Origin of the sequence: Hymenobacter miniatus, assembly GCF_016427455.1 — a bacterium.
GTDB lineage: Bacteria > Bacteroidota > Bacteroidia > Cytophagales > Hymenobacteraceae > Hymenobacter > Hymenobacter armeniacus.
Window position 1 is genome coordinate 450,061 of sequence record NZ_JAELXR010000001.1, and the last position, 23,496, is coordinate 473,556.

A 23,496-nucleotide genomic window follows, 5' to 3' on the forward strand; every position below is an offset into this window, starting at 1 on the left:
CGTGCTGATACGCTCATCAGCACGTCTTGTCATGTCCCTAGCACAAACACCGTCGGAATCTTGTGCAGCTCCGGCGCCGGCAGGCGCTTCCAATCCGAGACGGTCAACGTCTTGATGAACTCCCCGGCGCCTGTCACATCGGATGCCACGCACAGGCGGGTGCCTGGCTGCAGGTGCGCCAGCAAATCGGCGAACAAGGCCCCGTTCCGGTAGGGCGTTTCGATGAAGAGCTGCGACTGCTGTCGCTGCTGCGCCTCTTTCTCCAAGGCTTTGATGGCCGCCACGCGCGGCGCCTTCTCGATGGGTAAGTACCCGTGAAAGGCAAACTGCTGCCCGTTCAGCCCCGAGGCCATGAGCGCCAGCAGCAGCGACGACGGCCCCACCAGCGGCACCACCCGCAGGCCCAGCCGGTGGGCCTCGCGCACCAGCGCCGCGCCCGGGTCGGCAATGCCGGGGCAGCCGGCCTCGCTCAGAATGCCGCCGTCGAGGCCTTCTTTCACCAGCGGCACCAGCGCGGCGCGCACCTCGGCGTCAGTACTGTCTTTGTCGATGACGGTGAAGCGAATGTCCTCAATGACGCGGTGCGGTGCCACGCTTTTCACGAAGCGGCGCGCCGTGCGGGCGTTTTCGACTAAGAAATAGGGGAGGGCGGCCACGGCGGCCACTACCTGCGGCGGCAGCACCTGCGGGGCCGTGTCGTCGGCCAGGGGCGTGGGGAGGAGGTATAGCGTGGTGGGCATGGGCGCGGGAAATGAGCCACAAAGGAACGGCACAGCCACGGGTGGGGTCAGCGCTGGGCCACAAAGCCCCGGTTATTGCAGCGCAAACGCCCGCACCAGCCCAAACACTTCCTCCGGTTTTTCGGCGTGCACCCAGTGGCCGGCGTCCACCACGGTGGCCACTTCGGAGTTGGGGAACAGGGCCGGAATGCCGTGCAGCTTATCCTCAGTGGTGATGTAATCGGACTTGCCGCCCCGAATGAACAGGGCCGGCTTCAGAAACGGGGCCGCTGCCGTGGTGGCCTCGCCAATGGCCGCCAGCTGCGCCGCCAGCACCGGCAGGTTGATGCGCCAGGCAAAGGTGTTGTCTTCCTTGCGGTACAGGTTTTTGAGCAGAAACTGCCGGGTGCCCACGTTGGGCACGTGCTTGGCCAGAGCGGCGTCGGCTTCCTGACGGTTGGTGCAGGTAGTAAAATCCACGGATTGCAGGCCGGCCAGGATGTCGTCCTGGTGCTCCATGTCGGAAAAGCGTGGGGCAATGTCGACCACGATGAGGCGGGCCAGCCGCTCGGGGTGGTCCAGGGCCAGGCGCATGGCTACTTTGCCGCCCATGCTGTGGCCCATCAGCGTCACGTCGGGGCCAAGCTGCAGATGGTCGAACAGGGCCAGCACGTCTTCGGCCATCAGGGCGTAGCTGTGCTCGGGGCTGTGGAAGGAGCGGCCGTGGTTGCGCAAATCCACGCTCACCACGCGCAGGCCGGCTTCGGTGGCCCAGCGGCGGGCCAGGCTCTGCCAGTTGTCGAGGGTGCCAAACAGGCCGTGGAGGATGACCAGGGGCCGGCCCTGGCCTTGGTCGAGGTGATGAAGCAAAGGCATGGGGCAAAAATAGCGACAGGCTCCCCGGCCGAGCCGAAGAGCCTGTCGCATTCGACAAACGGCCCCGCTTATGCCGTGGCGGGTGCGCCTGCCGCGGCGCCCTCAAACGCCGGCGCAAACACCGTTTGGGCAAATTCCTCCAGCGTGGTGGGCGTGGTGGTTTCGGCCGTGCGCGGGCCCTTGGTCATCGATTTTTCTTCGTTGATGTGCTGGGTCATCTCAATGTAGAGGTCGGCCATGTTTTCGCTCAGGCCGGCGCCCACCATGCCCTGCCGGGCATCGGCATAAGGAAACGGCACGTAAGGCAGCTCCGGCCGGCCAATGGCCCGGCCCAGAATGGCCGTGGCCTCGGCCATGGAATAGTCGCGCGGGCCCAGCAGGTAATGCACGGTGTGGCCTTCCAGCGCCGAGCCGCTCAGCAGCTCGGCGGCTTTGGCGGCAATGTCGCGGGTGGCCACCATGGGGAAGGCTACGTCGGGCCGCGTGGCCGAGCCGATGATGCCCATGTGCTGCACCATGCCCACGTTGGCCAGCAGGTTTTCCATGAAATACGCCGGGCGCAGGTGCGCCACCGCCAAGCCGTCGATGGCATTGAGGCGGGCTTCCTGGTGGTGCAGGCCCACCACGGGGCCGGTGCCGGTGGGCTGCTCGGCCCCGATGCTGCTCAGGTGCACCACGTGGCGCACGCCGGCATCGCGCACGGCCTGGGCGGTGGCCTCGCCGATTTGCTGCATGTGGGCCAGCACGTCGGGCGCCGTGGGGCTGGGCGGAATCAGGAGGAAGGCGGCGTCGGCACCGCGCAGGGCATCGGTGAGGAAGGCCGCGTCGTGGGCGTCGCCGGCTTTGGTGGCGGCGCCTGCTTGTTGCAGGGCGTCGAGGCGGGCGCTGGGGCGGGCCACGGCCGTGACCTGGTGCCCATGGCCCAGCAGGTGATGCACGAGGGCGGTGCCAATGTTACCGGTGGCACCTAATACGGTGATTTTCTTAGCCATGAGTCTGGTACGTAATGCCGGGGCGTGGTTGCCCGCTGGCCATACAAAGGTGAATGCCTACCTTTACTTTTCGCAAGTACCTACTAAAAAGTAGGGTACTTACCTGGCAGAAAGAATCGTTGACAATCAGAAAAATAATTTTTATGAGCAAGCTCACCAAACAGCAACAGGCCGAGGCGTATTGGCTGGCTTCATCCACCCGGAATGACTTGGTGTGCCCGGTGCGCACCACGCTCAACGTGCTGGGCGGCAAGTGGAAGCTGCTCATTCTGTCGTACTTGCTCGACGAGCCGCGGCGCTACGGCGAGCTGCGCCGGCTGATGCCCGAAATCACGGAGAAGATGCTCATTCAGCAGTTGCGCGAGATGGAAACCGACGGCCTTGTGGCGCGCACCGTGCACCAAACCGTGCCGCCGCGCGTCGACTACAGCCTCACGGCGCAGGGCCAGCGCGTGCGGCCCATGTTTGCCGAGCTGCTGGGCTGGGGCCTGCAGTACCTAGACCGCAGCGCCGTCGCTGAGGCACCTGCCGGTGCCGGGCAAGGCTAGAGCCGTCCGGAAACCAGCAGGGTGGCTTCATGCTTCCTACAGACGTAACGGCCTAGGTTTGATGTTTTCATCCCGGGCGGCTTCGGTTGGCCCTTGTTGTTTTCGTCTTCTGAAACAGTTCCTGCCTCTGCTCGCGGGGGCGCTGCTCCTGGTGGGGCCGGCCCGCGCCCAGGTCACGCCGCCCGGCGGGGCCACGCCGGTCACCCCGCCCAACGCCGCCTCGGCCCAGGAGCCCGCCCACCAGCCCAACGACGCGCCCGGCCAGCCGCGCAACTGGAGCCTGCACTTCCAGCAAACGCTCATCGACCAGTGGCACAACGACCTGCGCACGCCGTATGCGGGCGACTACAGCCTGGCCGACCGCGAGTCGGCGAAGCTGTCGTTCACCTCCACGCTGTTCATCGGGCGGCGGCTGTGGAAAGGCGCGGCCGTGTATTTCAACCCCGAGGTGGCCGGTGGCAGCGGCCTGAGCAGCGCCCGCGGCATTGCGGGCTTCACCAACGGCGAAACTTTCCGCATTGGCGTGGCCGACCCCGTGCTGTACCTGGCCCGCCTCTACCTGCGCCAGACCATTGCCCTGGGCCCGGGGACCGATGCCGACGAAGACGACCTCAACCAGTTGGCCGGGCCCCAGCCCACGCGCTACCTCGCCTTTACTGTGGGCAAGTTCAGCGTGGCCGATTTCTTCGACCAGAACAGCTACTCGCACGACCCCCGCACGCAGTTTCTGAACTGGGGCCTGATGAGCGCCGGCGGCTGGGACTACGCCGCCAACACCCGCGGCTACACCGTGGGCGGCGTGCTGGAGTACGTGACGCCCGCCTTTGCCCTGCGCGTGGGCTCGACGCTGGAGCCTACTTATGCCAACGGCCCCACGCTGGACTTTCATTACCGCACCGCCCACGCCGAAACCGTGGAGCTCACCAAAAGCTACCGCCTGGGCGGCCGCCAGGGCACGCTGCGCCTGCTGGGCTTTCGCAACGTGGCGGCCATGGGCGACTACCGCGCCGCCACCGCGGCCAACCCGCGCCTGCACGCCGACACCTCGGCCGTGGCCCTGTTTCGGGCACCGGGCCGCACCAAAACCGGCTTTGCGCTCAACGCCGAGCAGGAACTGACCAAGAACGTGGGCCTGTTTGCCCGCGTGAGCTACAACGACGGCCGCTACGAAACCTGGGCCTTTACCGAAATAGACCACAGCGCCAGCCTGGGCTTGGTGAGCACCGGCGCCCGCTGGCAGCGGCCCGACGACCGCCTCGGGGCTGCCGTGGTGGTGAACGGCCTCAGCCCCGAACACCGTGCTTACCTAGCGGCCGGCGGCTACGGCTTCATCGTGGGCGACGGCGCCCTGAGCTACGGCCTCGAAAGCATTGCTGAAGTCTACTATAGCTTCAGCCTGCCGCGCTACCACGCCTCCATCAGCCCCGATTACCAACTCGTTATCAATCCCGGCTACAACCGCGACCGGGCCGGGCCGGTGCACGTGGCGGCGGTGCGGCTGCACGTCGAATTTTAGGGTCGGGAAGTGGCTCTGCGTGTAAAATTCGGGCATCTGGACGGTTGGGGCCGGCCGCCGCGGGCCGGGGGCCGTACCTTTGTGCCCGCCGCAAGGCGCGTTTGCGTTTCCCCATCCAACCCCAGTCCGTGTACCTTCATCATGTGGCGTCCTACCTTCCGGAGGCCGTCGTCACCAATGCTCACTTCACCCGCCTGAATGGCTTGGCCAGCGAGTGGATAATCGAGCGAACCGGCATTCAGGAGCGGCGCAAAGCGGCCCCCGGCGAAAATGCCAACACCATGGCCATTGCCGCCACCCGCGCAGCTTTCGCCGCCGCCCCTGCCTTTGCTGCCGCTAGCGTCGACCTTATTGTGGTGGGTACCTACACGCCGCACGACACCATTTTCACGGCCGCTCACGCCGTGCAGCGGGATTTGGACGTAAACGAAATTCCCACGGTGAGCATTTCTTCGGCCTGCTCGTCGCTGCTGAATGCGGTGGAAATCGTGGAGGGTTATTTTGCCATGGGCAAGGCCACCCGCGCCGTCGTGGTCGTCACGGAACACAACACGGCCTACAACAACGAGGAAGACACCATGGCCGGCCACCTCTGGGGCGATGGTGCGGCAGCGCTGCTCATCAGCAAGGAGCGCCTCGCGCCCGGCGACCTGCGCATTGCCGAGGTCATCACCGGCGGCGCGGCGCCCGTGAGCAAAGCCGACGAGTCGGTGACCCTGAAGCCCGTGGAGCGCGGCATCGTGATGCCGTTTGGCCGCGACGTGTTCCAGCAGGCCTGCATCTACATGGCCAAGGTGACCCAGCAGCTGCTCGACAAGCACGCCATTGCCATCGACCAGCTCACCTACCTCATTCCGCACCAGGCCAACCTGCGCATCTCCAAGAACGTGACCAAGCAGCTCGGCCTCGACCCCGCCCGCGCCGTGAGCAACATCGAGCGCCTCGGCAACACGGGCTGCGCCGGCGCCGCCATCGGCCTGGCCGAAGTGTGGGACTCGCTGAAAGGCGGCGACAAGGTGATTATCACCGTGTTCGGCGGCGGCTATTCCTACGGCGCTATGTTGCTGGAGAAATAGAACTCATGCTGCCTCCGCCCGACGCTTTTCTGCCCGAAATCACCTTTCAGACCAGCCGCAGCAGCGGGCCGGGCGGGCAGAACGTAAACAAGGTGGAGTCGCGCGTGGAACTGCGCTTTCCGTTGCGCGAGTCGCAGGTGCTAACCGAGGCGCAGAAAGAGCTGATTCTGGAAAAGATTGGCAACCAGCTCACCGCCGAGGGCCTGCTCCTCGTCACGGTTCAGGACGACCGCAGCCAGCTCCGCAACAAGGAAATTGCGCTGGCCCGCTTCCACGAGCTGCTGCTCAAGAGCCTGCGGCGGCCCAAGCCCCGCAAAGCCACCAAACCCAGCAAAGCCGCCGTGCGCAAGCGCCTGGAGGGCAAAAAGCTACACAGCGACAAGAAAGCCAACCGCCGCAAGCTGGACTAGCGGCCCGGGCCACTTCTAGGCTGCACAAAAGCCCCCGTGCCATGGGCACGGGGGCTTTTTTCTGGTTGCCAGTTGGTGGAGCGGCGGCTACTTCACCCCGTCGAGGGCAAGGTGGTTGCTGAGGGTGGTGCCGGAGCAGGTGTACTCGGCCGTCGGGGCGGCGCCTTTGGTGTAGGTAAAGGCTTGGGTGGCTTGGTTGTCGGTGCCCCACATCACCCAGATTTTCATCCAGGTGGTGGCGCCATCGGGCACGCCCAGGTCGCCGGGCGAGGTGGTGTAGGACTGGCCCAGCAGTTCGTTGCTGGTTTGGGCCGACGACTGCAGCTGGCCGTTGTCGTCGAGGTACACAAATTCGGTGCGGCAAACGTAGCCGCCTTGCTGGTTGAGCTTGAATTGCCCTACTTGTTGGAGTGCCATGGGGTTAGTAGAAAAAAGATGGGTGCGCCTACTCTGGGTCAAGGCTTTTCGGCAACCGCCTGGTGTCTCACTGAAGCTTCGTTTGACAGCACAAAGAGACAGCCCGGACGCCCGGCGTATAAGCGCACAACTACTTGATTTCCAAAACCCGATATTCTACGTGGTTCTGCCCCGTGTTTTTACGGGCACGGTTATTACCTGCCCGCGCCGCTTGGGTTCCAGCACGCGAAGCCCGTCGGTTTTTCGAGCCGCAGAAGCCGCTACCCATCCTTTTGCCTATTGCTGCCTTACAGCAGCGTGCCCCGCAGCAGCAGCAGGGCCACCGAGAAGTAGATAATCAAGCCCGTTACGTCGACCAGTGTGGCCACGAAGGGCGCCGACGACGTGGCCGGGTCCAGGCCCAGCCGCTTGAGCAGCAGCGGCAGCATGGAGCCCGCCAACGAGCCCCACAGCACAATGCCCACCAGCGCCACGCCCACCGTGAGGGCTACCAGCACCCAATGCTCGCCGTAAATTGGCGTGATGCTTTGCCAGATGGCAATGCGCCCGAAGCCCACCAGTCCGAGAATCAACCCCAGGGCTAAGCCTGTGACGATTTCGCGCCGCAGCACCCGCCACCACTCGCCCAGCGTGAACTCGCCCAGCGCCATGGCCCGGATGATGAGCGACGTAGCCTGCGAGCCCGAGTTGCCTCCCGAACTGATGATGAGCGGCACGAACTGCATGAGCACAATGGCCTTCTGTAATTCGCCTTCAAAGAATTGCATGGCCGAGGCCGTGAGCAGCTCGCCCAAAAACAGGATGACTAGCCAGCCGGCCCGCTTCTGCACCAGCCGCAGCAGCGGCATGGTGAGGTAGGGCTCGTCGAGGGCTTCGGAACCACCAAATTTTTGGATGTCTTCGGTGTCTTCTTCCTCCCGAATGCTCAGGATGTCGTCGATGGTCACGATGCCGAGCAGAATGCCCTGGTCCGACACCACGGGCAGGGCGTTGCGGTCGTTGCGCCGGAAAATGTCGATGGCCTCCTCCTGGTCCTGGTTGGCCACGAGGCTCACGTAGCGGCGGTCCATGAGGTCGCGCACCCGCGCCGTGGGCGCCGTGAGCAGAAACTCCCGAATGCGGATGTCGTCGATGAGCACGCCGTGGGCGTCGGTCACGTAGAGCATGCTCAGCGTTTCGGACTGCCCGCCGTGTTGGCGAATGTAGTCGAGCACCTGCTGCACCGTCCAGTTCTCGCGAATGGCAATGTAGTCGGGCGTCATCAGGCGGCCCACCGAGTATTCGGGGTAGCCCAGCAGCTGCAGCGTCACCTTGCGCTCTTCCTCCGAGAGGCTCTGCACCAGCTCGGCCACGAAGTTGGCGGGCAGGAATTCGAGCAGGGCCGTGCGGTCGTCCGGCGACATCTCGTTGAGGATGTCGGCCATCTTGTCCTGGGCCAGGTTTTCCAGAAAGTGCTTCTGCACCTCCAGGTCGAGGTATTCGAACACCTCGGTGGCCAGCTTCAGGGGCAGCAGCCGGAAAATGATGAGCTGTTCCCGTTCTTCCTCCTCCTCAATGAGGGATACCAGCTCCGACGGCTGAAAGTCGCGGAGTACTTGCTTAAGCTTAAAAAACTCGCCCTCCTGAATCAGGGACGTGATGGTTTCCACGGTCTGCGGCTGCATGAAAAGAGGGGCGGAGGTGCTTCGCTAGGCAAGCGGGGTTGGGGAACGGAAAATTGCGGTGCAAAAGTAGCGCGAAGCCGGCGGTAAATGGCCGACCGAATCAGAGTTGACGGCGATAAAAGCGGGCCCGGCTCCGCGGCATTACCTCGGCCGTAGCAGCTATCGGTTCGCTCAACAACTGCCAGCCGCGCCGCAGTGCCCGGCAAATGGTGCTGTTTCCCCGTATTCACCATTCTATCTTGCCTTTCCAAATCCGTGTTCATGTCCGCCGATTCCCCTTTGCCTTCCACCGCGCCGCTGGGCACCCTTGTGGTGCTGGGCGGCGGCGACGACGACCCCATGCTGGCCCTGCTGGCCCGGCTGCTGCCCGACCGCAACTCGCCCATTGAGGTGCTCACCACGGCCAGCCGCCGCCAGCCCGCCCGCACCGCCGCCGCCTACGCCCACGCCTGGAACCAGCTGGGCTGCCCCCACGTGCGCCACCTGCAGGTCGACGAAAACAACCCCGCCGACGACCCGGCCACCCTGGCGCGCCTGCGCCGCGCCGCCCTCGTCTTCATGAGCGGCGGCGACCAGGAGCGCATCACCGATTTCCTGCTCGGCACCGAGTTCCTGGCCATTCTCAAGCGCAAGTACCAGGCCGAAGCCGGCTTCATCGTGGCCGGCACCAGCGCCGGTGCCTCGGCCGTGGCCGATTTTATGCTCGTGAACGGCCACGGCTGGCGCAGCCTACTGGCGGGCCAGGTAGAGGTGAAGCCCGGTCTGGGCCTGCTGCCGGGCGTGCTGCTCGACCAGCACTTTGCCGAGCGCGGGCGCTACCCGCGGCTCATGCACGCCGTACTGGCGCAGCCCACGCTGCTGGGCATCGGCCTCAGCGAAGAAACGGGTCTGGTCATTCGCGCCGGGCACCCCGCCGAAGTGTTTGGCGAAGAAGCCGTGGTGATAGTGGACGCCGCCGCTGCCACCCACAACAACCTGCCCGACCTGCCCGATGACCAAGTCATCAGCGGCCACAACCTGTGCCTGCACCTCCTGGTGGCCGGCCAGCACCTCGACCTGGCCACGCGGGAAGTGAAGGCGGGGTAGGGGAGGCGGACGATGAGAAAAAGTGGATAGCGTCTGTCATCCTGAGCGCAGCGAAGGACCTTCTCACGCCTGCGTTGATTGAATTGCTGCAAATCGTTCTTCGGGGAGAAGGTCCTTCGCTGCGCTCAGGATGACAGATGCCCTCCTTTCCCTGCCTCCCTTCTCCACGGGCACCAAAGCGTCCTACATTTGCGTTGATGCGGCGAAATTATTTGGTGCTTTTCATGCGTAATCTTCGTTTGTGGCTGCGGCCGCTGCGTTTTCTGGGTGTTTTGGTGGTGGCACTCACGCTCCTGCCGTGGGCGTGCACACGCAAAACCGTGTCTTTCAAAAGCACACCCGACGAACCCGTGGCCCTCGTGGCCGACACGCTCACGCGCACGGCCGATTCGCTCAACGGCAAGCCTTCGCTCAGCACGGCTCGCAAGGTGGTGCTCACCAAAGAGCAGGAAAAAGCCGCCAAAGACGCGGACAAAGACACTCAGCGCAAAGCCAAGAAGAAGCCGAAAAACGTCTTTCTGGGCGAGAAGATGAAGAAGGCCTTCGTGAAAACCGGCCCCAAGGGCCGCAATCAGAAAATCGCCATCTTTTACTTCCTGAAGTATCCCAAGGTGCTGAGCGACTATGCTCCGGCGCATTATTACTACGACACCAAAAAGCACAAAATCCTGAAGCTGGCGGCTGTGGAAGAAGACGCTACCAACCTCAAGATTCTGCATGGGCCGTACAAGGTGCTGCAGAACAACAAGGTGCTCGAAACCGGCTTCTATGCCTTGGGCACCAAGCACCTGCGTTGGGAGACCTTCGATAAAAACGGCGTGCTGCTCACCAAAACCCACTACGAGATGGGTTTCCCGCGCGATGCCAACGTGAGCTACTACGGCGAAGACCGCAGCAAAATCAACGAAGTGGTGCCCTACGTAAACGGCAAATTGGAGGGCGACTACGCCAAGTTTCTCGTGAACGGCCAGCCCGACTGGCGCGGCCAGTTTGAGAACGGCAAGCGCGTGGGCATCTGGACCAAGTACTGGGGCTTTCGCGGCCGCCGCCACTACGAGTACCAATACGCCGAATCCGGCTACGACCCCGAAGTGACCGAGCCCGAGCTGGTGCGCGAGTACAACCGCAACGCCACCCTCATCTACGACAAAGAGAAGAACCTCGACAAGCGCGGCCAGCCCGAAGCCGAAGACCGGCCGGGCCAAACCCGCCGCCCCGGCTACACGCCCCGCACCGTGCCCAAGGCGGCTCCTAAAGTAACTCCCCGCAAGAAGTAAGCTTTAGGCTCAGTAAAAAGCATCCTCAAAGTGCTCAAGTCGGAAGCCCTGGCTCAGCAGGGTAAGGGCCACGATGTCGAAGCGGATGTCGCCGCGCCAGTCCAGTTCCTCCTGCAAATGCGTGGCGGCCAGCCGAAACAGCTCCTTCTTGCGGGTCGAAACAAAAGTTTCGGGGGCGCCGAATTGGCCCGACGACCGGGTTTTTACTTCCACAAACACCAGGAGGGCGTTGCCTTGGCGCAACACCAGGTCGACTTCGGCGCGGCCGTGGCGGTAGCCGCGGGCCAGCACCTCGTAGCCTTGGGCCAGAAAAAAGTCGGCGGCCGCGGCCTCGCCGGCCTGGCCTAATTCGTGAGGGGCGTGGGCCATGGGTAAGAAGGGTCGGAAGGGCTTGGCTGCACCAGCCCCGGCGCAAGCCGCCGCAAGCTAACCGAAGGCGCGCGCAAGCCAATGCCTACGGCGCTTAGTACCTTTGCGTCCCGTTACGTTTTCCCTTGCCCATGGCTTCTTCAGTAGAACAGGTTCCCGCGCCGCCGCACGACGCCCTCGGCCCCGACGACGCGCAGCCCACCACCAACCGGACGGTGGAGGTGCGCCGCCTGGGCCTCGTAGACTACGTGCCCACCTGGGAGTTGCAGGAAGCGCTGATGGCCGGCACACTGGCCATTAAAACCCAAAACCGCGAGGCCGAAACCACCGGTGCCCCGCACCAGGCCACGCCCAACTACCTGCTGCTCTGCGAGCACCCGCACACTTACACTTTGGGCAAAAGCGGCAAGCCCGAACACTTATTGCTCGACGATGACGCCCTCATGGCCCATCAGGCCAGCTTCCATCGCATCAACCGGGGCGGCGACATCACCTACCACGGCCCGGGCCAGCTGGTGGGCTACCCCATTCTCGACCTCGACAATTTCCGCACCGACATCCACTGGTATCTGCGCATGCTGGAGGAGGCCGTCATTCGCACCCTGGCCGAGTACGGCCTGAATGCCGGTCGCATTGCCGGCCTCACCGGCGTGTGGCTCGACTGGGAAGAAGGGGCTTCCAATCCTCGCAAAATCTGCGCCCTGGGCGTGAAGTGCAGCCGCTGGGTCACCCTGCACGGCTTCGCGCTCAACGTAACGCCCGACCTGTCGTATTTCGGCCACATTGTGCCCTGCGGCATCACCGACAAAGCCGTGACTTCGCTGGCCCAGGAGTTGGGCCCCGGCGCGGCCGTGGCGGTGCCCGAGGTGCAGGAGCGCCTCCTGCCGCACCTGCTGGCCTTGCTGGGAGCCACCGAGGTCGCCACATCTCCCAATTCGCCCTGCCCACTACCTAAGCCGTGAAACAAGATATTTCCTTCGACCCCGTAGAAGGCGTTTCGGTCGCCATCATCCCCGACAGCGGCGCGCTGACCCCCGACGGCCAGGCCCTGTGGCAGGTGTACTTGCTCAACCACAACGATTTCCCGCTGCAGAACGTCATCGTGAACGCCAACGGCTACGGCCAGCAGCCCGACGGCGAAAAAGTGCGCACCTCCACCTTGCGCTACGTATTTGAGGAAGTGGGGGCCCGCACGGCCGTGCCCGTCGAGCCCATCGACCCGGCCTTGTTTCACCTCAACAACCAATACTGGGTGAGCTATTACCACGGCACCCAGATTTTCGACAAAAAATTCATCTTCGTGCCCGATTCCATCGTGCCCGACAACTTCACCCGCATCGCCCTGCTCGACCAAACCGGGGTGCTGCACAGCTAATAAATCTGCCTCCGGGTAGCGTAAGTCATTAATTGTAACTATTGCATATGAGTCATTTCGATATTCCGCTGGGTTTGTCGTGGATGTGGGCTTTGCTGGTGTCGCTATTCGCCGTGCCGTCCATCATCTACATCGCCCACCTCAAAAACATGCTCGACACACCTAACGGGCGCACCGTGCACCAGTCGCTCACGCCGCGCCTGGGCGGGGTGGCCGTGTTCGCCGGGTTCATGTCGGCCCTCACCATCTTCGCGCCCTTGCAAAACGGGGTGAAAGAGCTGCTGGCCGGCTGCATCATCCTGTTTTTTGTGGGGCTGAAAGATGATTTGGTGGGCATGTCGGTGGCCAAGAAGTTTGTGGGCCAGCTCCTGGCCACGGGCATTGTGATGATAATGGCCGATGTCCGCATCACCAGCTTCCAGGGCATTTTCGGCATCGGTACGCTGCCGGTGGGCGTCAGTTACGCCTTCACCCTGGGCGTCATCGTGGGCATCACCAACGCCATCAACCTCATCGACGGCCTCGACGGGCTGGCCGGCACCATTGTGCTCATCATCTGCGGCACCTTCGGTTACTACTTCTACCAATACGGCGGCCCGTACTACAGCAACTATGCTTTCGTGGCACTTTGCCTCATCGGCGGCCTGCTGGGTTTTCTACGCTACAACTTTCACCGGGCCCCCATTTTTATGGGCGACACGGGCTCGCTGGTGTGCGGCTTCATTGTGTCGGTGCTGGCCATTCAGTTCATCGAGATGGGCTTGCACGTGGGGCAGCCTTTTGGGGCGGCGGCTCCTTCGGTGGCCGTGGGCATTCTGTTTGTGCCGCTGTTCGACACCCTGCGGGTGTTTTCGCTGCGTATGCTGGCGGGGCGTTCGCCCTTTTCGCCCGATAAAAACCACATTCACCACCGCATCCTGGCCATGGGCTTCCAGCAAATCAGCACCGTGCTGCTGCTGGGCCTGCTCAACGTGCTGGTGATATTGTTCGTTATCCGCTTCGCTCATTTGGGCAACACCATCCTCATTGCCGCCCTGGCCGGCTTCTCGGTGCTGCTGAGCGTTTTCTTCGGCGTGTACCAAAGCCGCATCTCCCGCCGGCAGCTGCTGGCCGCCGAAAGCGGCAACTAATGTCCTGACTATGTGGCGCGCGCGACGCATCTGCTGGCTGCTGGCGTGGGGCTTGTGCTTGGCCCTAGCCGGCACGGCACGCCCGGTGCGCGCCAGCGAGTACCGGCAGCTACCCCCGTCCACGCCAACTTCTTTGTCGGCCGACTGGCTGATTCACGACGCCGCGCGCAACCGGCTCATTTTCTATCTGCCGGGCTACCACCAGCCCGCCCACGCCTACTACCAGTGGGTGCGCATCAGCCGCAACCAGCCCTTCCCGCTGTCGTTTGCCGCCCAGCCAGGGCTGAGCTTGTTTCTTGACAACCAGCTCATTTTCAATGCCAAATCGGCGACCACCTACTCTCTCGATTTGGCGCGGCTACTGCCGGCGCAGTTGGCGCCGGGCACGCACCTGCTGGCCGTGTGGCAGCCCGACGGCTCGCCGGCGCTGGCGTCGTTCTCGGGCGTGAGCGCCAGCAGCGCTGCCCCCGGCCAGGCCGAGGCGCGCGCGGGGCTGGCCCAGCCCCGCGTGCCCGCGCCGCAGGGCCAAAACGTGTATCTGGGCTTTTTGCTGGTGTTGGGGCTGTCCTATGGGGCCGTGCGCGCCACCTACCAGCCCGGTCTGGCTCGCATCTTCCAGATTGACGAGCTATTCAGCAGCGGCGCCGACCAGCAGGCCTTTCTCGCCAAGCCCGCCTTCTCCCTCCTGAATCTGTTGCTGGTGGTGCTGTTCGCGTTTTCATTTGCCCTGCTTCTCACGGCCCTGCACACCGACCTGCAGAACCTGCCGCTGCTGCGCCGCTTCTTCGACGTGCCCGAAACCGCCATCGTGGCCCGCGTGCTGCTCTACGCGGGCGTCATCACCGTGTTTGTATTTGGCAAATACGTGTACGTCGCCTTGTTGGCTTACACATTCGGGTTGCAGGGGCTGGTCAACGTGCAATACCGGGAGTTTTTGCGCACTACGCTGCTGGCGGGCTTATTTCTGCCGGTGGTGCTGCTGCTCTACCTCAGCCTCAACAGCGGCTACCCGCAGGCCGTGGCCTGGGCCGCTAGCGCCGCCATTGCCGTGGTGCTGGTGGGCACAGTGCTGCGCGTGGCCCACACCCTGCACCAGTATGCTTCCCTGCTAAATCTCCATTTGTTTGCCTACCTTTGCGCCACTGAAGTACTGCCTTTATTGGTTTTACTCAAACTTATTGTCTTTACATACTGATTGGCCTTAGCTTCGCAATTTGCCTTCGTGCATACTACTCCTCTTATTGTCCTAGCATTACCCTTTTTCTTCCTGTATGGCCGAGAGTGCAGATAAGCCGGGCACAGGCCGGCATGCCAAGCGCATCAGTAGCATCCTAGTTACCCAGCCCAAGCCCGCCAACGACGTTTCTCCCTACTTCGCCATTGCCGAGAAATACGGCATCAAGGTCGATTTCCGGGAGTTCATCGAAGTGCAGCCGGTGTCTTACAAGGACTTCCGACGCGAAAAAATCAACATCCTGGATTTTACAGCCGTGATTTTCACGAGCCGTAACGCCGTGGACCACTTTTTCCGCATTTGCCAGGAAGCCAAGCTGGAGATGCCTGCCGAAATGAAGTATTTCTGCATTTCGGAGCAGACCGCCAACTACTTGCAGAAATACATTGTGCTGCGCAAGCGCAAGCTCTTCGTGGGCGAGCGCACGGCCGCCGACTTGTTCGATGTGATTAAAAAGCACAAGGGGGAGAAGTTCTTATACCCCTGCTCGGACATCCGCAAAGACGACCTGCCCGTGTTCATGCGGGCCAACAACCTGAAGTTCTCGGAAGCCGTCATTTACCGGACCGTGGCCAGCGACTTGTCTGACTTGGCAGAGGTGAAGTACGACTGTATCGCCTTTTTCAGCCCGTCCGGCATCAGTTCGCTTTTCATCAATTTCCCTGATTTTGTGCAGGACGGCACCCGCATTGCCGCGTTTGGCCCCACCACGGCCAAAGCCGTCCTCGACGCCGGCCTCATTCTCGACATCGAGGCGCCCCACCCCAATGCCCCGTCCATGACCGGGGCCATCGAGGCCTACATCCGGCGCCACGCGCAGCCCGATGTGGGCAAGCCCAATTCCAAAAACGCTAAACCCAACGCCTGATTCAGGTAAATGGTTGAAAACCGGAGCAACCCACCTTTGCCCCGGTTTTTTTTGTCCAAGTTTTTTGGCCGCGCTTTTTCCCTTACATTTGGAAGCGAGTCTTTCGCTCGTAACCACCCAACTTCCACCTCCCTCTTCTTTCACACCCCCGTTACCACCTGTCCTATGAAAGGAACGTTACTCGCGACCCTCTTTTTCGCGGCCGCAGCTGGCTCGGCGTATGCTCAGCAGCAGCCTCAGTTCACCCACTATGCTTTCAACGGCATGGCCCTGAACCCGGCCTACGCCGGCATCAAGGGTTACGGGGAATTCAACTTGATTGGGCGTTATCAGTACTTCAACTACGGTACCTACGGCGACGCCAACGGCTCGCCCCGCACGGGCCTCTTCTCGGCTTCCATGCCCGTTCTCGCCACCGGCGGGGGCGTGGGCGCCGTGGTGTACTACGACCAAGTGGGCCAGTCGAAAATGACCAACGCCGCGCTGTCGTACTCGCAGCACATCAAGCTGGGCGAAGGCAAGCTGGGCATCGGCATCCAGGGCATTTACACTTACCTAAGCAAAGGCACTTACATCGCCATCGACGAAAATGACGTGAACGTACCCAGCGGTGCTTCCGACAACAAATTCGACGCCGGCGTGGGCCTGTGGTACGAGTCGCCGAAGTTCTACGCAGGCTTGAGCATGAACAACCTGCTTCGCTCGCAATACACCTTCAAAAGCGCCGGCAACGTTGGCACGCCCAACAAGTATATCGCCGAGAATCACGCCTACTTTACGGCCGGCTACAATATCGACGCCTCGTCTTCCGTTGTAGTGACGCCGACGGTATTGGTGAAGTCTGTACTGCCGGGTGATTTTTCCAGCAGCAGCAAATTTAGCAACTCCAAGAACTACTCCTTTGAAGGCGGTGTTCGGGCCACTATCGACGATAAATATTGGATTGGTGCCAACTATCGTACCGAAGAATCCGTTTCTGGCCTGCTCGGCATCAGCTTTGCCAAAGACAACGCTGTACGCTTAGGTTACGCTTTCGATTTTATTGCCTTCAACCAGGATGCCCGCGCGTTCAGCTCGCACGAAATTATGCTCTCCTACCGCTTGCCTAAGGCCACGGTGAACACCCGCCCGGCCATTCGCACGCCCCGTTACAGCTTCTAATTTTCCTATTTCTCGTTCGGCTCTCAGAATGAGCATTATCCTATTCAGTTAGGATAAATTTTAGGCGGCTTCGCAAAATATAAAACGGATTAACCGAGTTATTTGCGCTATTCAGCGTGTTTGCCCCGAATTTGGTCGTGTGCAGCAAAACTTAGGTATTGCACAGTTTCCTAATTCAGTGTAGATTTGCCAGCCCATCTAAATGTACTTTAGCGGTATCGGTATCTAAAAACAGAATTTTAACACACATGAACAAGCTTCTAGCATTATCCCTTTTCGCTATCTCCGGGACGTTATTAGGTGGGTGTTTTGGAAAAGGACCCACGGGTGACCTGGTTGGTTCTGAAGACCGACCCTTCTTTATTCCCCAGGAAGTGCCTTATGGCATGGTGCCCTGCCCCGGTGGTACGTTCCACATGGGCCAAACCGACCAAGACATTTCGGCCTCCATGGTAAACATGAACAAGCAGGTGACCATCGCCGGCTTCTACATGGACGAAACGGAGATTACCAACAACGAGTACCGCCAATTCGTGGACGCCATCAAGCAGGACTCGCTCGACGTTCTGGGCGAGGAATACGTGATGACGGAGCTTTACCCTGATACCACGGTGTGGGTGCGCGACTTCACCTACCACATGGGCGACCCGTTGCTCGAGTACTACTACACGCACCCCGCATTCGATGACTACCCGGTAGTGGGCGTCGATTGGTTTGCCGCCAAATACTTCTGCAACTGGCGCACCAAATTCCGCAACGCCGCGCGTGAGGAATCGGGCTACGCCAACGACCCCAACTTCCGCCTGCCCTCCGAGGCTGAGTGGGAGTACGCCGCCCGCGGCGGCCGCGACCTAGCTACTTACCCTTGGGGTGGCCCGTACCTGCGCAACACCAAAGGCTGCATGCTGGCCAACTTCAAGCCCGGCCGCGGCGACTATGCTTCGGATGGCTTTGCTTACACTTCTGAAGTGGGTTCTTTCTTCCCCAACGACTTCGGCCTGTACGACATGGCCGGCAACGTGTCGGAATGGTGCGACGACGCCTACATGGAAGCCTCGGTGCCGGTGGTATGGGACTTGAACCCCACCAACCCGGACGACAACGAACCGCGCAAAGTGGTGCGGGGAGGTTCCTGGAAAGACATTGCTTATTTCCTCGAAACGGGCACTCGCAACTTTGAATACCAAGATTCGGCGCGCTCTTATATCGGCTTCCGCTGCTCAATGATTCAAATTGGCATGGGCACCAACAGTTCCCTCAACTAATCAGCAAGTCTTATCATAACCACCCTCCCCTTCTAACACCTTCTTCAACCCCTTTCAACAGTTAAATTCTCATGGCAGCTAAAGGAAGTTTTCTCTATGATACGCTGATGCCCAAGATTTATGGCATCGGTGCAGCCGTTGTTATCGTCGGTGCATTGTTTAAAATTGAGCACTGGGCCGGTGCTGATACCATGCTCATCGTAGGTCTGGGCACGGAGGCCGTTATCTTTTTCCTCAGCGCATTCCAGCCGCAAGCCAAAGAGCACGACTGGTCGCTGGTGTACCCCGAGCTGAGCGAAGGCTATGACCCCTCAACTGGTAGCAACAGCCTCTCGACTGATAGCTCGGCTAAAGGCCTGACGGTGAAGCTCGACGACATGCTGAAGAACGCCAACGTAACCCCCGAAGCCATTTCGAGCCTCGGTCAGGGCCTGAATCGTTTGAGCACCACCACCTCGCAGCTGTCGCAACTGGGCGAAGCCACCAACGTGACCGACGAATACACCAAAAAAGTACGCTCGGCTGCTGATTCGCTCGAAAAAATCAACGTGGCTTACTCCAACACCGTGGACGCCATTTCGGCTATGTCGAACGCCACTTCGGATGCCAAGGAGTACCACATGCAGGTGCAGAACGTGACCAAAAACCTGGGCGCGCTGAATGCTGTGTACGAAATGGAACTGCAGGATGCCAACACGCACCTCAAGTCCATGAACCAATTCTATGGTACGCTCAGCAAGGCCATGGACAACATGACCCAAGCCGGCAAAGACACCGAGCAGTTCCAGAAGCAGGTGGCCGACCTCACGGGCAACCTCACTTCGCTGAACCGTGTGTACGGCAACATGCTGAACGCCATGCGGGCCGGCGCCCAAGCCTAAGCGCTTTTTATCATCCTCTCCACAAATTTTAGCGGAACCAGATAATGGCAGGCGGAAAAGAAACACCGCGGCAGAAGATGATTGGCATGATGTACCTCGTGCTAACCGCTCTTCTGGCGCTCCAAGTGAACTCAGCAATTCTGCTGAAGTTCAAATTCATCGATGACAGCCTCTTGGGTGTCAACGATAAGACCTCGGTTGGCGCCGATGGTACCGTGAAAGGTATCCAAGCCGCTGTTCAGAAAAACAATAACCAGCCCCGTGACCTCGCGGTGTTGAAGCAAAGCGAGGAAATTCGGGCCAAGACCAAGGAACTGGTTTCTTACCTGCGCGACGTGCGGCAGAAACTGCTTGCTGCTACCGAAAACAAGGAGGGTCAGGAAATGACCAACCTGAGCGGTGAAGACAAAGTGGCCATCACCATGCTCGGCGGTCAAAAGCACAACGGCATCGCCTACACGGGCCTGAAGCCGAAGCTGAACGAATACTCGGAGTTCATCAAGCAGTATGTGCCCACGGCTACGCCGCTGGCCATCGACGCCAAAGACGACCCCCGCGTGACGGAAAAGGCGCAGAAGAACAAAAACTTCGCGGAGCTCAACTTCGAAAATACCCCGGTGGTAGCCGCTCTGGCCACCATCTCGCAAAAAGAGACCGAAGTACTGAAGTACGAAGCTGATGCTTTGTCGGCGCTTGCCCAAAAAGTGGGTGCCAAGACGATTGTGTTTGACAAGATTGGCGCTTTCGCCAGTGCTGAGTCAAACACCGTGGCCGCCGGCACCAAGTACAAAGCAGAACTGTTCCTGACGGCTTCGGCCTCGACCATCAGCCCCCGCATGACCCTGAACGGCAGCCCGCTGTCGGTAGGTCCGGATGGCAAAGGCAAGGTGGAGTTCACGGCTCGCCCCGGTGCATTCGATGCTTCGGGCAACGCCAAAGCTTCGTGGACGGGCACCATCCGTTTCAACCAGAATGGCCGCGATACCACCTTTACGGTGAAAGTGCCCTACACCATCACCAAGCCGGTGATGCAGATTCAGTCGGCTTCGGTACAGGCCCTGTACTTCAAGTGCGGCAACAAGCTAAACGTGTCGGTGCCCGCGCTGGGTGCCCAGTACAAGCCCAGCTTTTCGGCTTCTGGTGCTTCGGCCATCCCCGGTTCGAAGACCGGCGACGTGACGCTGATTCCGAATTCGAAGGAAGTGACCCTGAACGTAAGCAGCGGTGGCAACGCCATTGGTTCGCAGACTTTCCAGGTTCGTCCTATTCCTAAGCCCACCATTCAGTGCTTCGTAGGCGGCCGTGAGGCCAACGAGAAGCAGGGTACCCCAGGTACTGCCGTGCGCTCGATGACGCTGAAGGCTGTGCCAGATGCCGGCTTCGCCACCTTCCTGCCCGATGATGCTCGTTTCCGCGTGACCCGCTACGAAGTGACCCTCGTGCGTGGCCGTCGCCCGGCACTGGCTACCAAAACCGTAAACGGCCCCCAGGCGGACCTCAGCGATGTGGTGAACGCCTACCGTGACGGCGACCGTCTCTATGTAGAAGTAAAGGAAGTGCAGCGCATGAACTTCCAAGGCAGCACCGAGCCGGTGAGCGTTTCCAAGCAGTTCAATATCCCCCTGCTGTAATATTTGTGGCTTGTCCACGTTAGCGAACTATCCTACAATTAATTTGCTTTTGCCCGATATGAAATCCATTCACACCCTGGCCGCCATTGCGGCGGGCTTGTCGCTGTCGCTGACGGCTTCGGCCCAGGAGCAAGCCACGACGGCGAGCAGCACGGGCTCGCACCGCCCCATTCCGCCTTCTGACCAGATGTTCCGCAAGAGCATTTGGCGGCAAGTGGACCTGCGCGAGAAGCAGAATAAGCCCATGTTCTCCGAGGGCAAGGAAATCAGCCGCATCATTCTTGATGCGGTGAAGCGTGGCGAATTGACAGCTTATAAGAACGATTCGCTGACCTCTACCTACACTTCGCAGGAAGTGCAAGGCAATGCCTCCTACGTGGACGAGGCCGTGAAGCTGAGCGATGAGGAAAAGGCCGCTGGTTTCAGCGAGAAAGACCTCAACGGTGGTGGTGATGACGGCTGGGGTACCCCGGCGCCGAAGAAAAGCGGTGGCGCTACCGCCACCACCAAGCGCCAGCCTAAGCTGGGTGCCAACGGCAAGCCGCTGAAGGACAAGAAAGGTAAAATCATCTACGAAACCGTAGCTGTAGCTCCGCCGCCGCCCCCCGCGCCGTTGGGCAACGAGTACCGTCCCAAAGACTTGTATGAGATGGAAGTGAAAGAGGATATGATTTTCGACAAGAAACGGTCGAGAATGTATCACGACATCAAGTCCATCACGCTGCTGGTTCCCTCCACGCTGCCGACGAACGTGTCAGGCATTGAAAAGCCGATTGGTACGTTCAAGTACAGCGACTTGGTGAAGGTGTTCCGCGCTAACCCGCAAAACGCTATCTGGTTCAATGCCGAGAACGACGCTCAGCACAAGAACCTGGCCGATGCCTTCGAGTTGTGGCTGTTCAACTCCTACATCACCAAAGTGTCGAACGCCGGTGATAGCCGCCTCGACGACATCTACGGTGGTGCTCAGCAAGGAATCCTGGCTGCTCAGCAGACGGCTGCCGACCTGGTGGAGTATGAATACAACCTGTGGAGCTTCTAACGCTTGCAGTGTAGAAACAAAAAAGGCCCTCGCAGCAATGCGAGGGCCTTTTTCGTTTCTATATGAGGTGCATCAGCTTGGGAGCTGGCGGGCGGGCATGGGGTGGGAGGGAGCTTCGTTTGCCGCGAAGTAGTTCTGAAGCACTTTGGCTTTGGCCTTGCCAACTTCGGCGATGAGCTCGGCTTCGGAGAGTTCGCGAATTTTTTTGACAGACTTAAATTTGTTGAGCAGCTTGTCGGCGGTGATGGGGCCGAGGCCTTTCACGTCGGTGAGCTCCGTTTTGAGCGTGGCGGCATCGCGGCGCGAGCGGTGGAAGGTGATGCCGAAACGGTGGACTTCGTCGCGCATGCGCTGAAAAAGGCGCAAGGATTCGCTTTTTTTGTCGATGTACAACGGAAGCGGGTCGTTGGGAACGTAGATTTCTTCCAGGCGCTTGGCGATGCCGATGACGGGAATCTGGCCCCAGAGGTTGAGGTCTTTCAAGGCTTTTACGGCCATGCTGAGCTGGCCCTTGCCGCCATCCACGATGACCAACTGCGGAAGACTGGCGCCTTCATCCACGAGGCGGCGGTAGCGGCGAGTCACGACTTCGTACATGGAGTCGAAATCGTTGGGGCCGACGACGGTTTTGATGTGGTAGTGGCGGTAGTCCTTTTTGCTGGGTTTGGCGTTGCGGAAGCAGACCATGGCCGCCACGGGATTGTCGCCCTGAAAGTTAGAATTGTCGAAGCACTCGATGTGCTTGGGCAACTCGGTGAGGCGCAGGTCCTTCTTAATGGTTTCCATGATACGCACCTCGTTCACGTCCTTGCTGCGCTCGTTCATGCTTTCCTTCTCCTTGCGGGCGTAGAGCACGTTTTTGATGGCCAAATCTAGCAGCTTGCGTTTGTCGCCGATTTGCGGCACCGCGAGCGTAACACCGGGCAGGGGCAACTCAACGGCCACGTTGGTCAGGATTTCCTTCGATTCGCTTTCGAACTCCTGGCGCATCTGCATGATGAGGGGTGCGAGAATTTCAGCGTCTTCTTCGTCCAGCTTTTTGGTGACTTCGAGCGACTGCGTGAGGATAATGCTGCCATTCATTACCTTGAGGTAGGTGATGAAGCCCGACTTTTCATTGCTGGCAATGGCGAAAACGTCGATGTTGGTGAGCGCGGCGTTCACGATGGTTGATTTTGCCTGAAAGGCCTCAATCTTATCGAGCTTGACTTTGAACTGGTGCGCCAGTTCGTATTGCATTTCCTGAGCGGCGGCGGTCATTTTTTCCCGGAAGTACTGCTTGGGGATGCGCAGGTCGCCGTTGAGGATGTTGCGGATTTGCTGAATGTAGCCGTTGTAGGTTTCCTCATCCTCACGGGCCACGCAGGGGGCGTTGCAGTTGCCGAGCTGCAGTTCCAGGCAAGGCCGGAACTTACCGGCTTCGACGTTTTGCGGGCTCAGATTGAAGTTGCAGGTGCGCAGCGGGTACAAGGCCCGAATGAGTTCGAGCAGCACGTTGAGGGCCGTCCCGTTGGCGTAGGGGCCGTAGTAGCGCGAGCCGTCGTTAATCTTGTTGCGGGTGGGGATGAGGCGCGGGAACCGCTCATTCGTCAGGCAGAGGTAGGGGTACGTCTTGCCGTCCTTCAGCAGGATGTTGTACTTGGGCTGGTGCTGCTTGATGAGGTTGTTTTCGAGCAGAAAGGCATCGGATTCCGAATCCACGATGGTGAATTCAAGGCGCTTGATGTTGCGGACCAGCTGCTGGGTTTTCTTGTTGTGGTCGTTTTTGGTGAAGTAGCTGCTCACGCGCTTGCGCAGGTCGATGGCCTTGCCCACGTAGATGATGCCCTCGTCGTCGAAGTACTTGTACACGCCGGGGCGGTGCGGGAGGCCGTTGATTTGGGCTTGCAGTTCAGGATTGGCGGCCATGGCGGGTAGTTAGGCAGGTAAGGCGAAATCGACGGAAACCGCGTCGTGTAA

At 60.6% G+C, this 23,496-nt stretch carries 23 protein-coding genes; 16 read left to right on the forward strand and 7 right to left on the reverse strand.

The genetic code is table 11. The annotated features are described in order from the left end of the window. Positions 1 to 29: 29 nt before the first annotated feature. From JAO73_RS02010 to JAO73_RS02020, 3 genes are all read right to left on the reverse strand, one after another. Entirely contained in the window at positions 30 to 740 is a 711-nt protein-coding gene (locus JAO73_RS02010) for an SAM-dependent methyltransferase (RefSeq protein WP_198975501.1), read from the reverse strand. A gap of 72 nt (positions 741 to 812) precedes the next feature. After that, positions 813 to 1,595, reverse strand: a complete 783-nt coding sequence (locus JAO73_RS02015; RefSeq protein ID WP_198975502.1) for an alpha/beta fold hydrolase — start codon at positions 1,593 to 1,595, stop codon at positions 813 to 815. Positions 1,596 to 1,663: 68 nt separating this feature from the next. Beyond that, complete coding sequence (locus JAO73_RS02020; RefSeq protein ID WP_198975503.1) at positions 1,664 to 2,587, reverse strand: NmrA family NAD(P)-binding protein; 924 nt, start codon at positions 2,585 to 2,587, stop codon at positions 1,664 to 1,666. Positions 2,588 to 2,730: 143 nt separating this feature from the next. Between JAO73_RS02020 and JAO73_RS02025 the strand changes: the two genes are divergently transcribed. The 4 genes from JAO73_RS02025 to arfB all read left to right on the forward strand — a co-directional run bounded on the left by JAO73_RS02025 (position 2,731) and on the right by arfB (position 6,137). Continuing rightward, positions 2,731 to 3,135 (forward strand): winged helix-turn-helix transcriptional regulator, encoded by a 405-nt coding sequence (locus JAO73_RS02025; RefSeq protein ID WP_198975504.1) that lies wholly within the window; start codon positions 2,731 to 2,733, stop codon positions 3,133 to 3,135. 61 nt (positions 3,136 to 3,196) lie between these two features. Continuing rightward, complete coding sequence (locus JAO73_RS02030; RefSeq protein WP_233168666.1) at positions 3,197 to 4,651, forward strand: carbohydrate porin; 1,455 nt, start codon at positions 3,197 to 3,199, stop codon at positions 4,649 to 4,651. 128 nt (positions 4,652 to 4,779) lie between these two features. After that, entirely contained in the window at positions 4,780 to 5,727 is a 948-nt protein-coding gene (locus JAO73_RS02035; protein ID WP_198975506.1) for a 3-oxoacyl-ACP synthase III family protein, read from the forward strand. Positions 5,728 to 5,732: 5 nt separating this feature from the next. Then, positions 5,733 to 6,137: an alternative ribosome rescue aminoacyl-tRNA hydrolase ArfB gene (gene arfB / locus JAO73_RS02040; protein WP_198975507.1), complete on the forward strand. Its 405-nt coding sequence runs from the start codon at positions 5,733 to 5,735 to the stop codon at positions 6,135 to 6,137. 87 nt (positions 6,138 to 6,224) lie between these two features. Here arfB and JAO73_RS02045 read toward each other — a convergent pair whose 3' ends face one another. Both JAO73_RS02045 and mgtE read right to left on the reverse strand, forming a co-directional pair. Continuing rightward, positions 6,225 to 6,554 carry a hypothetical protein gene (locus tag JAO73_RS02045; RefSeq protein WP_190926660.1) on the reverse strand — a complete coding sequence of 110 codons (330 nt, stop codon included), beginning with the start codon at positions 6,552 to 6,554 and terminating at the stop codon, positions 6,225 to 6,227. Positions 6,555 to 6,841: 287 nt separating this feature from the next. Next, entirely contained in the window at positions 6,842 to 8,218 is a 1,377-nt protein-coding gene (gene mgtE / locus JAO73_RS02050) for a magnesium transporter (protein ID WP_198975508.1), read from the reverse strand. 261 nt (positions 8,219 to 8,479) lie between these two features. Here mgtE and JAO73_RS02055 point away from each other — a divergent pair, with 261 nt between their 5' ends. Next, positions 8,480 to 9,304 (forward strand): cyanophycinase, encoded by an 825-nt coding sequence (locus JAO73_RS02055; protein ID WP_198975509.1) that lies wholly within the window; start codon positions 8,480 to 8,482, stop codon positions 9,302 to 9,304. 224 nt (positions 9,305 to 9,528) lie between these two features. Then, positions 9,529 to 10,581, forward strand: a complete 1,053-nt coding sequence (locus JAO73_RS02060; protein WP_198975510.1) for a toxin-antitoxin system YwqK family antitoxin — start codon at positions 9,529 to 9,531, stop codon at positions 10,579 to 10,581. Positions 10,582 to 10,590: 9 nt separating this feature from the next. Here the strand turns inward: JAO73_RS02060 and JAO73_RS02065 are convergent, their stop codons facing one another. Beyond that, a complete protein-coding gene (locus JAO73_RS02065; protein ID WP_198975511.1) occupies positions 10,591 to 10,950 on the reverse strand; it encodes a YraN family protein in 360 nt (119 codons plus the stop codon). 131 nt (positions 10,951 to 11,081) lie between these two features. On the opposite strand from JAO73_RS02065, the gene lipB reads away from it, so the two are divergent. From lipB to porN, 10 genes are all read left to right on the forward strand, one after another. After that, entirely contained in the window at positions 11,082 to 11,912 is an 831-nt protein-coding gene (gene lipB / locus JAO73_RS02070) for a lipoyl(octanoyl) transferase LipB (protein WP_198975512.1), read from the forward strand. After that, positions 11,909 to 12,325 (forward strand): hypothetical protein, encoded by a 417-nt coding sequence (locus JAO73_RS02075; protein ID WP_198975513.1) that lies wholly within the window; start codon positions 11,909 to 11,911, stop codon positions 12,323 to 12,325. The genes lipB and JAO73_RS02075 overlap by 4 nt, the downstream gene beginning before the upstream one ends. A gap of 47 nt (positions 12,326 to 12,372) precedes the next feature. Then, a complete protein-coding gene (locus JAO73_RS02080; protein ID WP_233168635.1) occupies positions 12,373 to 13,455 on the forward strand; it encodes an MraY family glycosyltransferase in 1,083 nt (360 codons plus the stop codon). Between the two features lie 10 nt (positions 13,456 to 13,465). Further along, on the forward strand, positions 13,466 to 14,650 hold the full coding sequence (locus tag JAO73_RS02085; protein WP_198975514.1) for a DUF4271 domain-containing protein: 1,185 nt from the start codon (positions 13,466 to 13,468) through the stop codon (positions 14,648 to 14,650). Between the two features lie 76 nt (positions 14,651 to 14,726). Then, positions 14,727 to 15,557 carry a uroporphyrinogen-III synthase gene (locus JAO73_RS02090; RefSeq protein ID WP_190926677.1) on the forward strand — a complete coding sequence of 277 codons (831 nt, stop codon included), beginning with the start codon at positions 14,727 to 14,729 and terminating at the stop codon, positions 15,555 to 15,557. Positions 15,558 to 15,722: 165 nt separating this feature from the next. Continuing rightward, positions 15,723 to 16,718, forward strand: coding sequence for a PorP/SprF family type IX secretion system membrane protein (locus tag JAO73_RS02095; protein ID WP_198975515.1), 996 nt, complete (start codon positions 15,723 to 15,725; stop codon positions 16,716 to 16,718). Positions 16,719 to 16,966: 248 nt separating this feature from the next. After that, the gene (gene porK / locus JAO73_RS02100) at positions 16,967 to 17,983 is read left to right on the forward strand and encodes a T9SS ring complex lipoprotein PorK/GldK (RefSeq protein WP_190926681.1); all 1,017 of its coding nucleotides are present in this window, start codon (positions 16,967 to 16,969) and stop codon (positions 17,981 to 17,983) included. Positions 17,984 to 18,090: 107 nt separating this feature from the next. Beyond that, positions 18,091 to 18,864 carry a type IX secretion system motor protein PorL/GldL gene (porL, locus tag JAO73_RS02105; protein WP_198975516.1) on the forward strand — a complete coding sequence of 258 codons (774 nt, stop codon included), beginning with the start codon at positions 18,091 to 18,093 and terminating at the stop codon, positions 18,862 to 18,864. Positions 18,865 to 18,908: 44 nt separating this feature from the next. Further along, complete coding sequence (gene porM / locus JAO73_RS02110; RefSeq protein ID WP_198975517.1) at positions 18,909 to 20,495, forward strand: type IX secretion system motor protein PorM/GldM; 1,587 nt, start codon at positions 18,909 to 18,911, stop codon at positions 20,493 to 20,495. Positions 20,496 to 20,553: 58 nt separating this feature from the next. Beyond that, positions 20,554 to 21,537, forward strand: coding sequence for a type IX secretion system ring subunit PorN/GldN (gene porN / locus JAO73_RS02115; RefSeq protein WP_190926689.1), 984 nt, complete (start codon positions 20,554 to 20,556; stop codon positions 21,535 to 21,537). A 72-nt stretch (positions 21,538 to 21,609) separates the two neighbouring features. Here porN and uvrC read toward each other — a convergent pair whose 3' ends face one another. Continuing rightward, a complete protein-coding gene (gene uvrC / locus JAO73_RS02120) occupies positions 21,610 to 23,445 on the reverse strand; it encodes an excinuclease ABC subunit UvrC (protein WP_198975518.1) in 1,836 nt (611 codons plus the stop codon). Positions 23,446 to 23,496: the final 51 nt, after the last annotated feature.

Excerpts from the sequence above, each read along its gene's own strand:
- JAO73_RS02010 (WP_198975501.1), bottom strand. The coding sequence starts at position 740 with ATGCCCACCACGCTATACCTCCTCCCCACGCCCCTGGCCGACGACACG.
- JAO73_RS02015 (WP_198975502.1), bottom strand. The coding sequence starts at position 1,595 with ATGCCTTTGCTTCATCACCTCGACCAAGGCCAGGGCCGGCCCCTGGTC.
- JAO73_RS02020 (WP_198975503.1), bottom strand. The coding sequence starts at position 2,587 with ATGGCTAAGAAAATCACCGTATTAGGTGCCACCGGTAACATTGGCACC.
- JAO73_RS02025 (WP_198975504.1), top strand. The coding sequence starts at position 2,731 with ATGAGCAAGCTCACCAAACAGCAACAGGCCGAGGCGTATTGGCTGGCT.
- JAO73_RS02030 (WP_233168666.1), top strand. The coding sequence starts at position 3,197 with ATGTTTTCATCCCGGGCGGCTTCGGTTGGCCCTTGTTGTTTTCGTCTT.
- arfB (WP_198975507.1), top strand. The coding sequence starts at position 5,733 with ATGCTGCCTCCGCCCGACGCTTTTCTGCCCGAAATCACCTTTCAGACC.
- JAO73_RS02045 (WP_190926660.1), bottom strand. The coding sequence starts at position 6,554 with ATGGCACTCCAACAAGTAGGGCAATTCAAGCTCAACCAGCAAGGCGGC.
- mgtE (WP_198975508.1), bottom strand. The coding sequence starts at position 8,218 with ATGCAGCCGCAGACCGTGGAAACCATCACGTCCCTGATTCAGGAGGGC.
- JAO73_RS02055 (WP_198975509.1), top strand. The coding sequence starts at position 8,480 with ATGTCCGCCGATTCCCCTTTGCCTTCCACCGCGCCGCTGGGCACCCTT.
- JAO73_RS02060 (WP_198975510.1), top strand. The coding sequence starts at position 9,529 with ATGCGTAATCTTCGTTTGTGGCTGCGGCCGCTGCGTTTTCTGGGTGTT.
- JAO73_RS02065 (WP_198975511.1), bottom strand. The coding sequence starts at position 10,950 with ATGGCCCACGCCCCTCACGAATTAGGCCAGGCCGGCGAGGCCGCGGCC.
- lipB (WP_198975512.1), top strand. The coding sequence starts at position 11,082 with ATGGCTTCTTCAGTAGAACAGGTTCCCGCGCCGCCGCACGACGCCCTC.
- JAO73_RS02080 (WP_233168635.1), top strand. The coding sequence starts at position 12,373 with ATGAGTCATTTCGATATTCCGCTGGGTTTGTCGTGGATGTGGGCTTTG.
- JAO73_RS02085 (WP_198975514.1), top strand. The coding sequence starts at position 13,466 with ATGTGGCGCGCGCGACGCATCTGCTGGCTGCTGGCGTGGGGCTTGTGC.
- JAO73_RS02090 (WP_190926677.1), top strand. The coding sequence starts at position 14,727 with ATGGCCGAGAGTGCAGATAAGCCGGGCACAGGCCGGCATGCCAAGCGC.
- JAO73_RS02095 (WP_198975515.1), top strand. The coding sequence starts at position 15,723 with ATGAAAGGAACGTTACTCGCGACCCTCTTTTTCGCGGCCGCAGCTGGC.
- porK (WP_190926681.1), top strand. The coding sequence starts at position 16,967 with ATGAACAAGCTTCTAGCATTATCCCTTTTCGCTATCTCCGGGACGTTA.
- porL (WP_198975516.1), top strand. The coding sequence starts at position 18,091 with ATGCCCAAGATTTATGGCATCGGTGCAGCCGTTGTTATCGTCGGTGCA.
- porM (WP_198975517.1), top strand. The coding sequence starts at position 18,909 with ATGGCAGGCGGAAAAGAAACACCGCGGCAGAAGATGATTGGCATGATG.
- porN (WP_190926689.1), top strand. The coding sequence starts at position 20,554 with ATGAAATCCATTCACACCCTGGCCGCCATTGCGGCGGGCTTGTCGCTG.
- uvrC (WP_198975518.1), bottom strand. The coding sequence starts at position 23,445 with ATGGCCGCCAATCCTGAACTGCAAGCCCAAATCAACGGCCTCCCGCAC.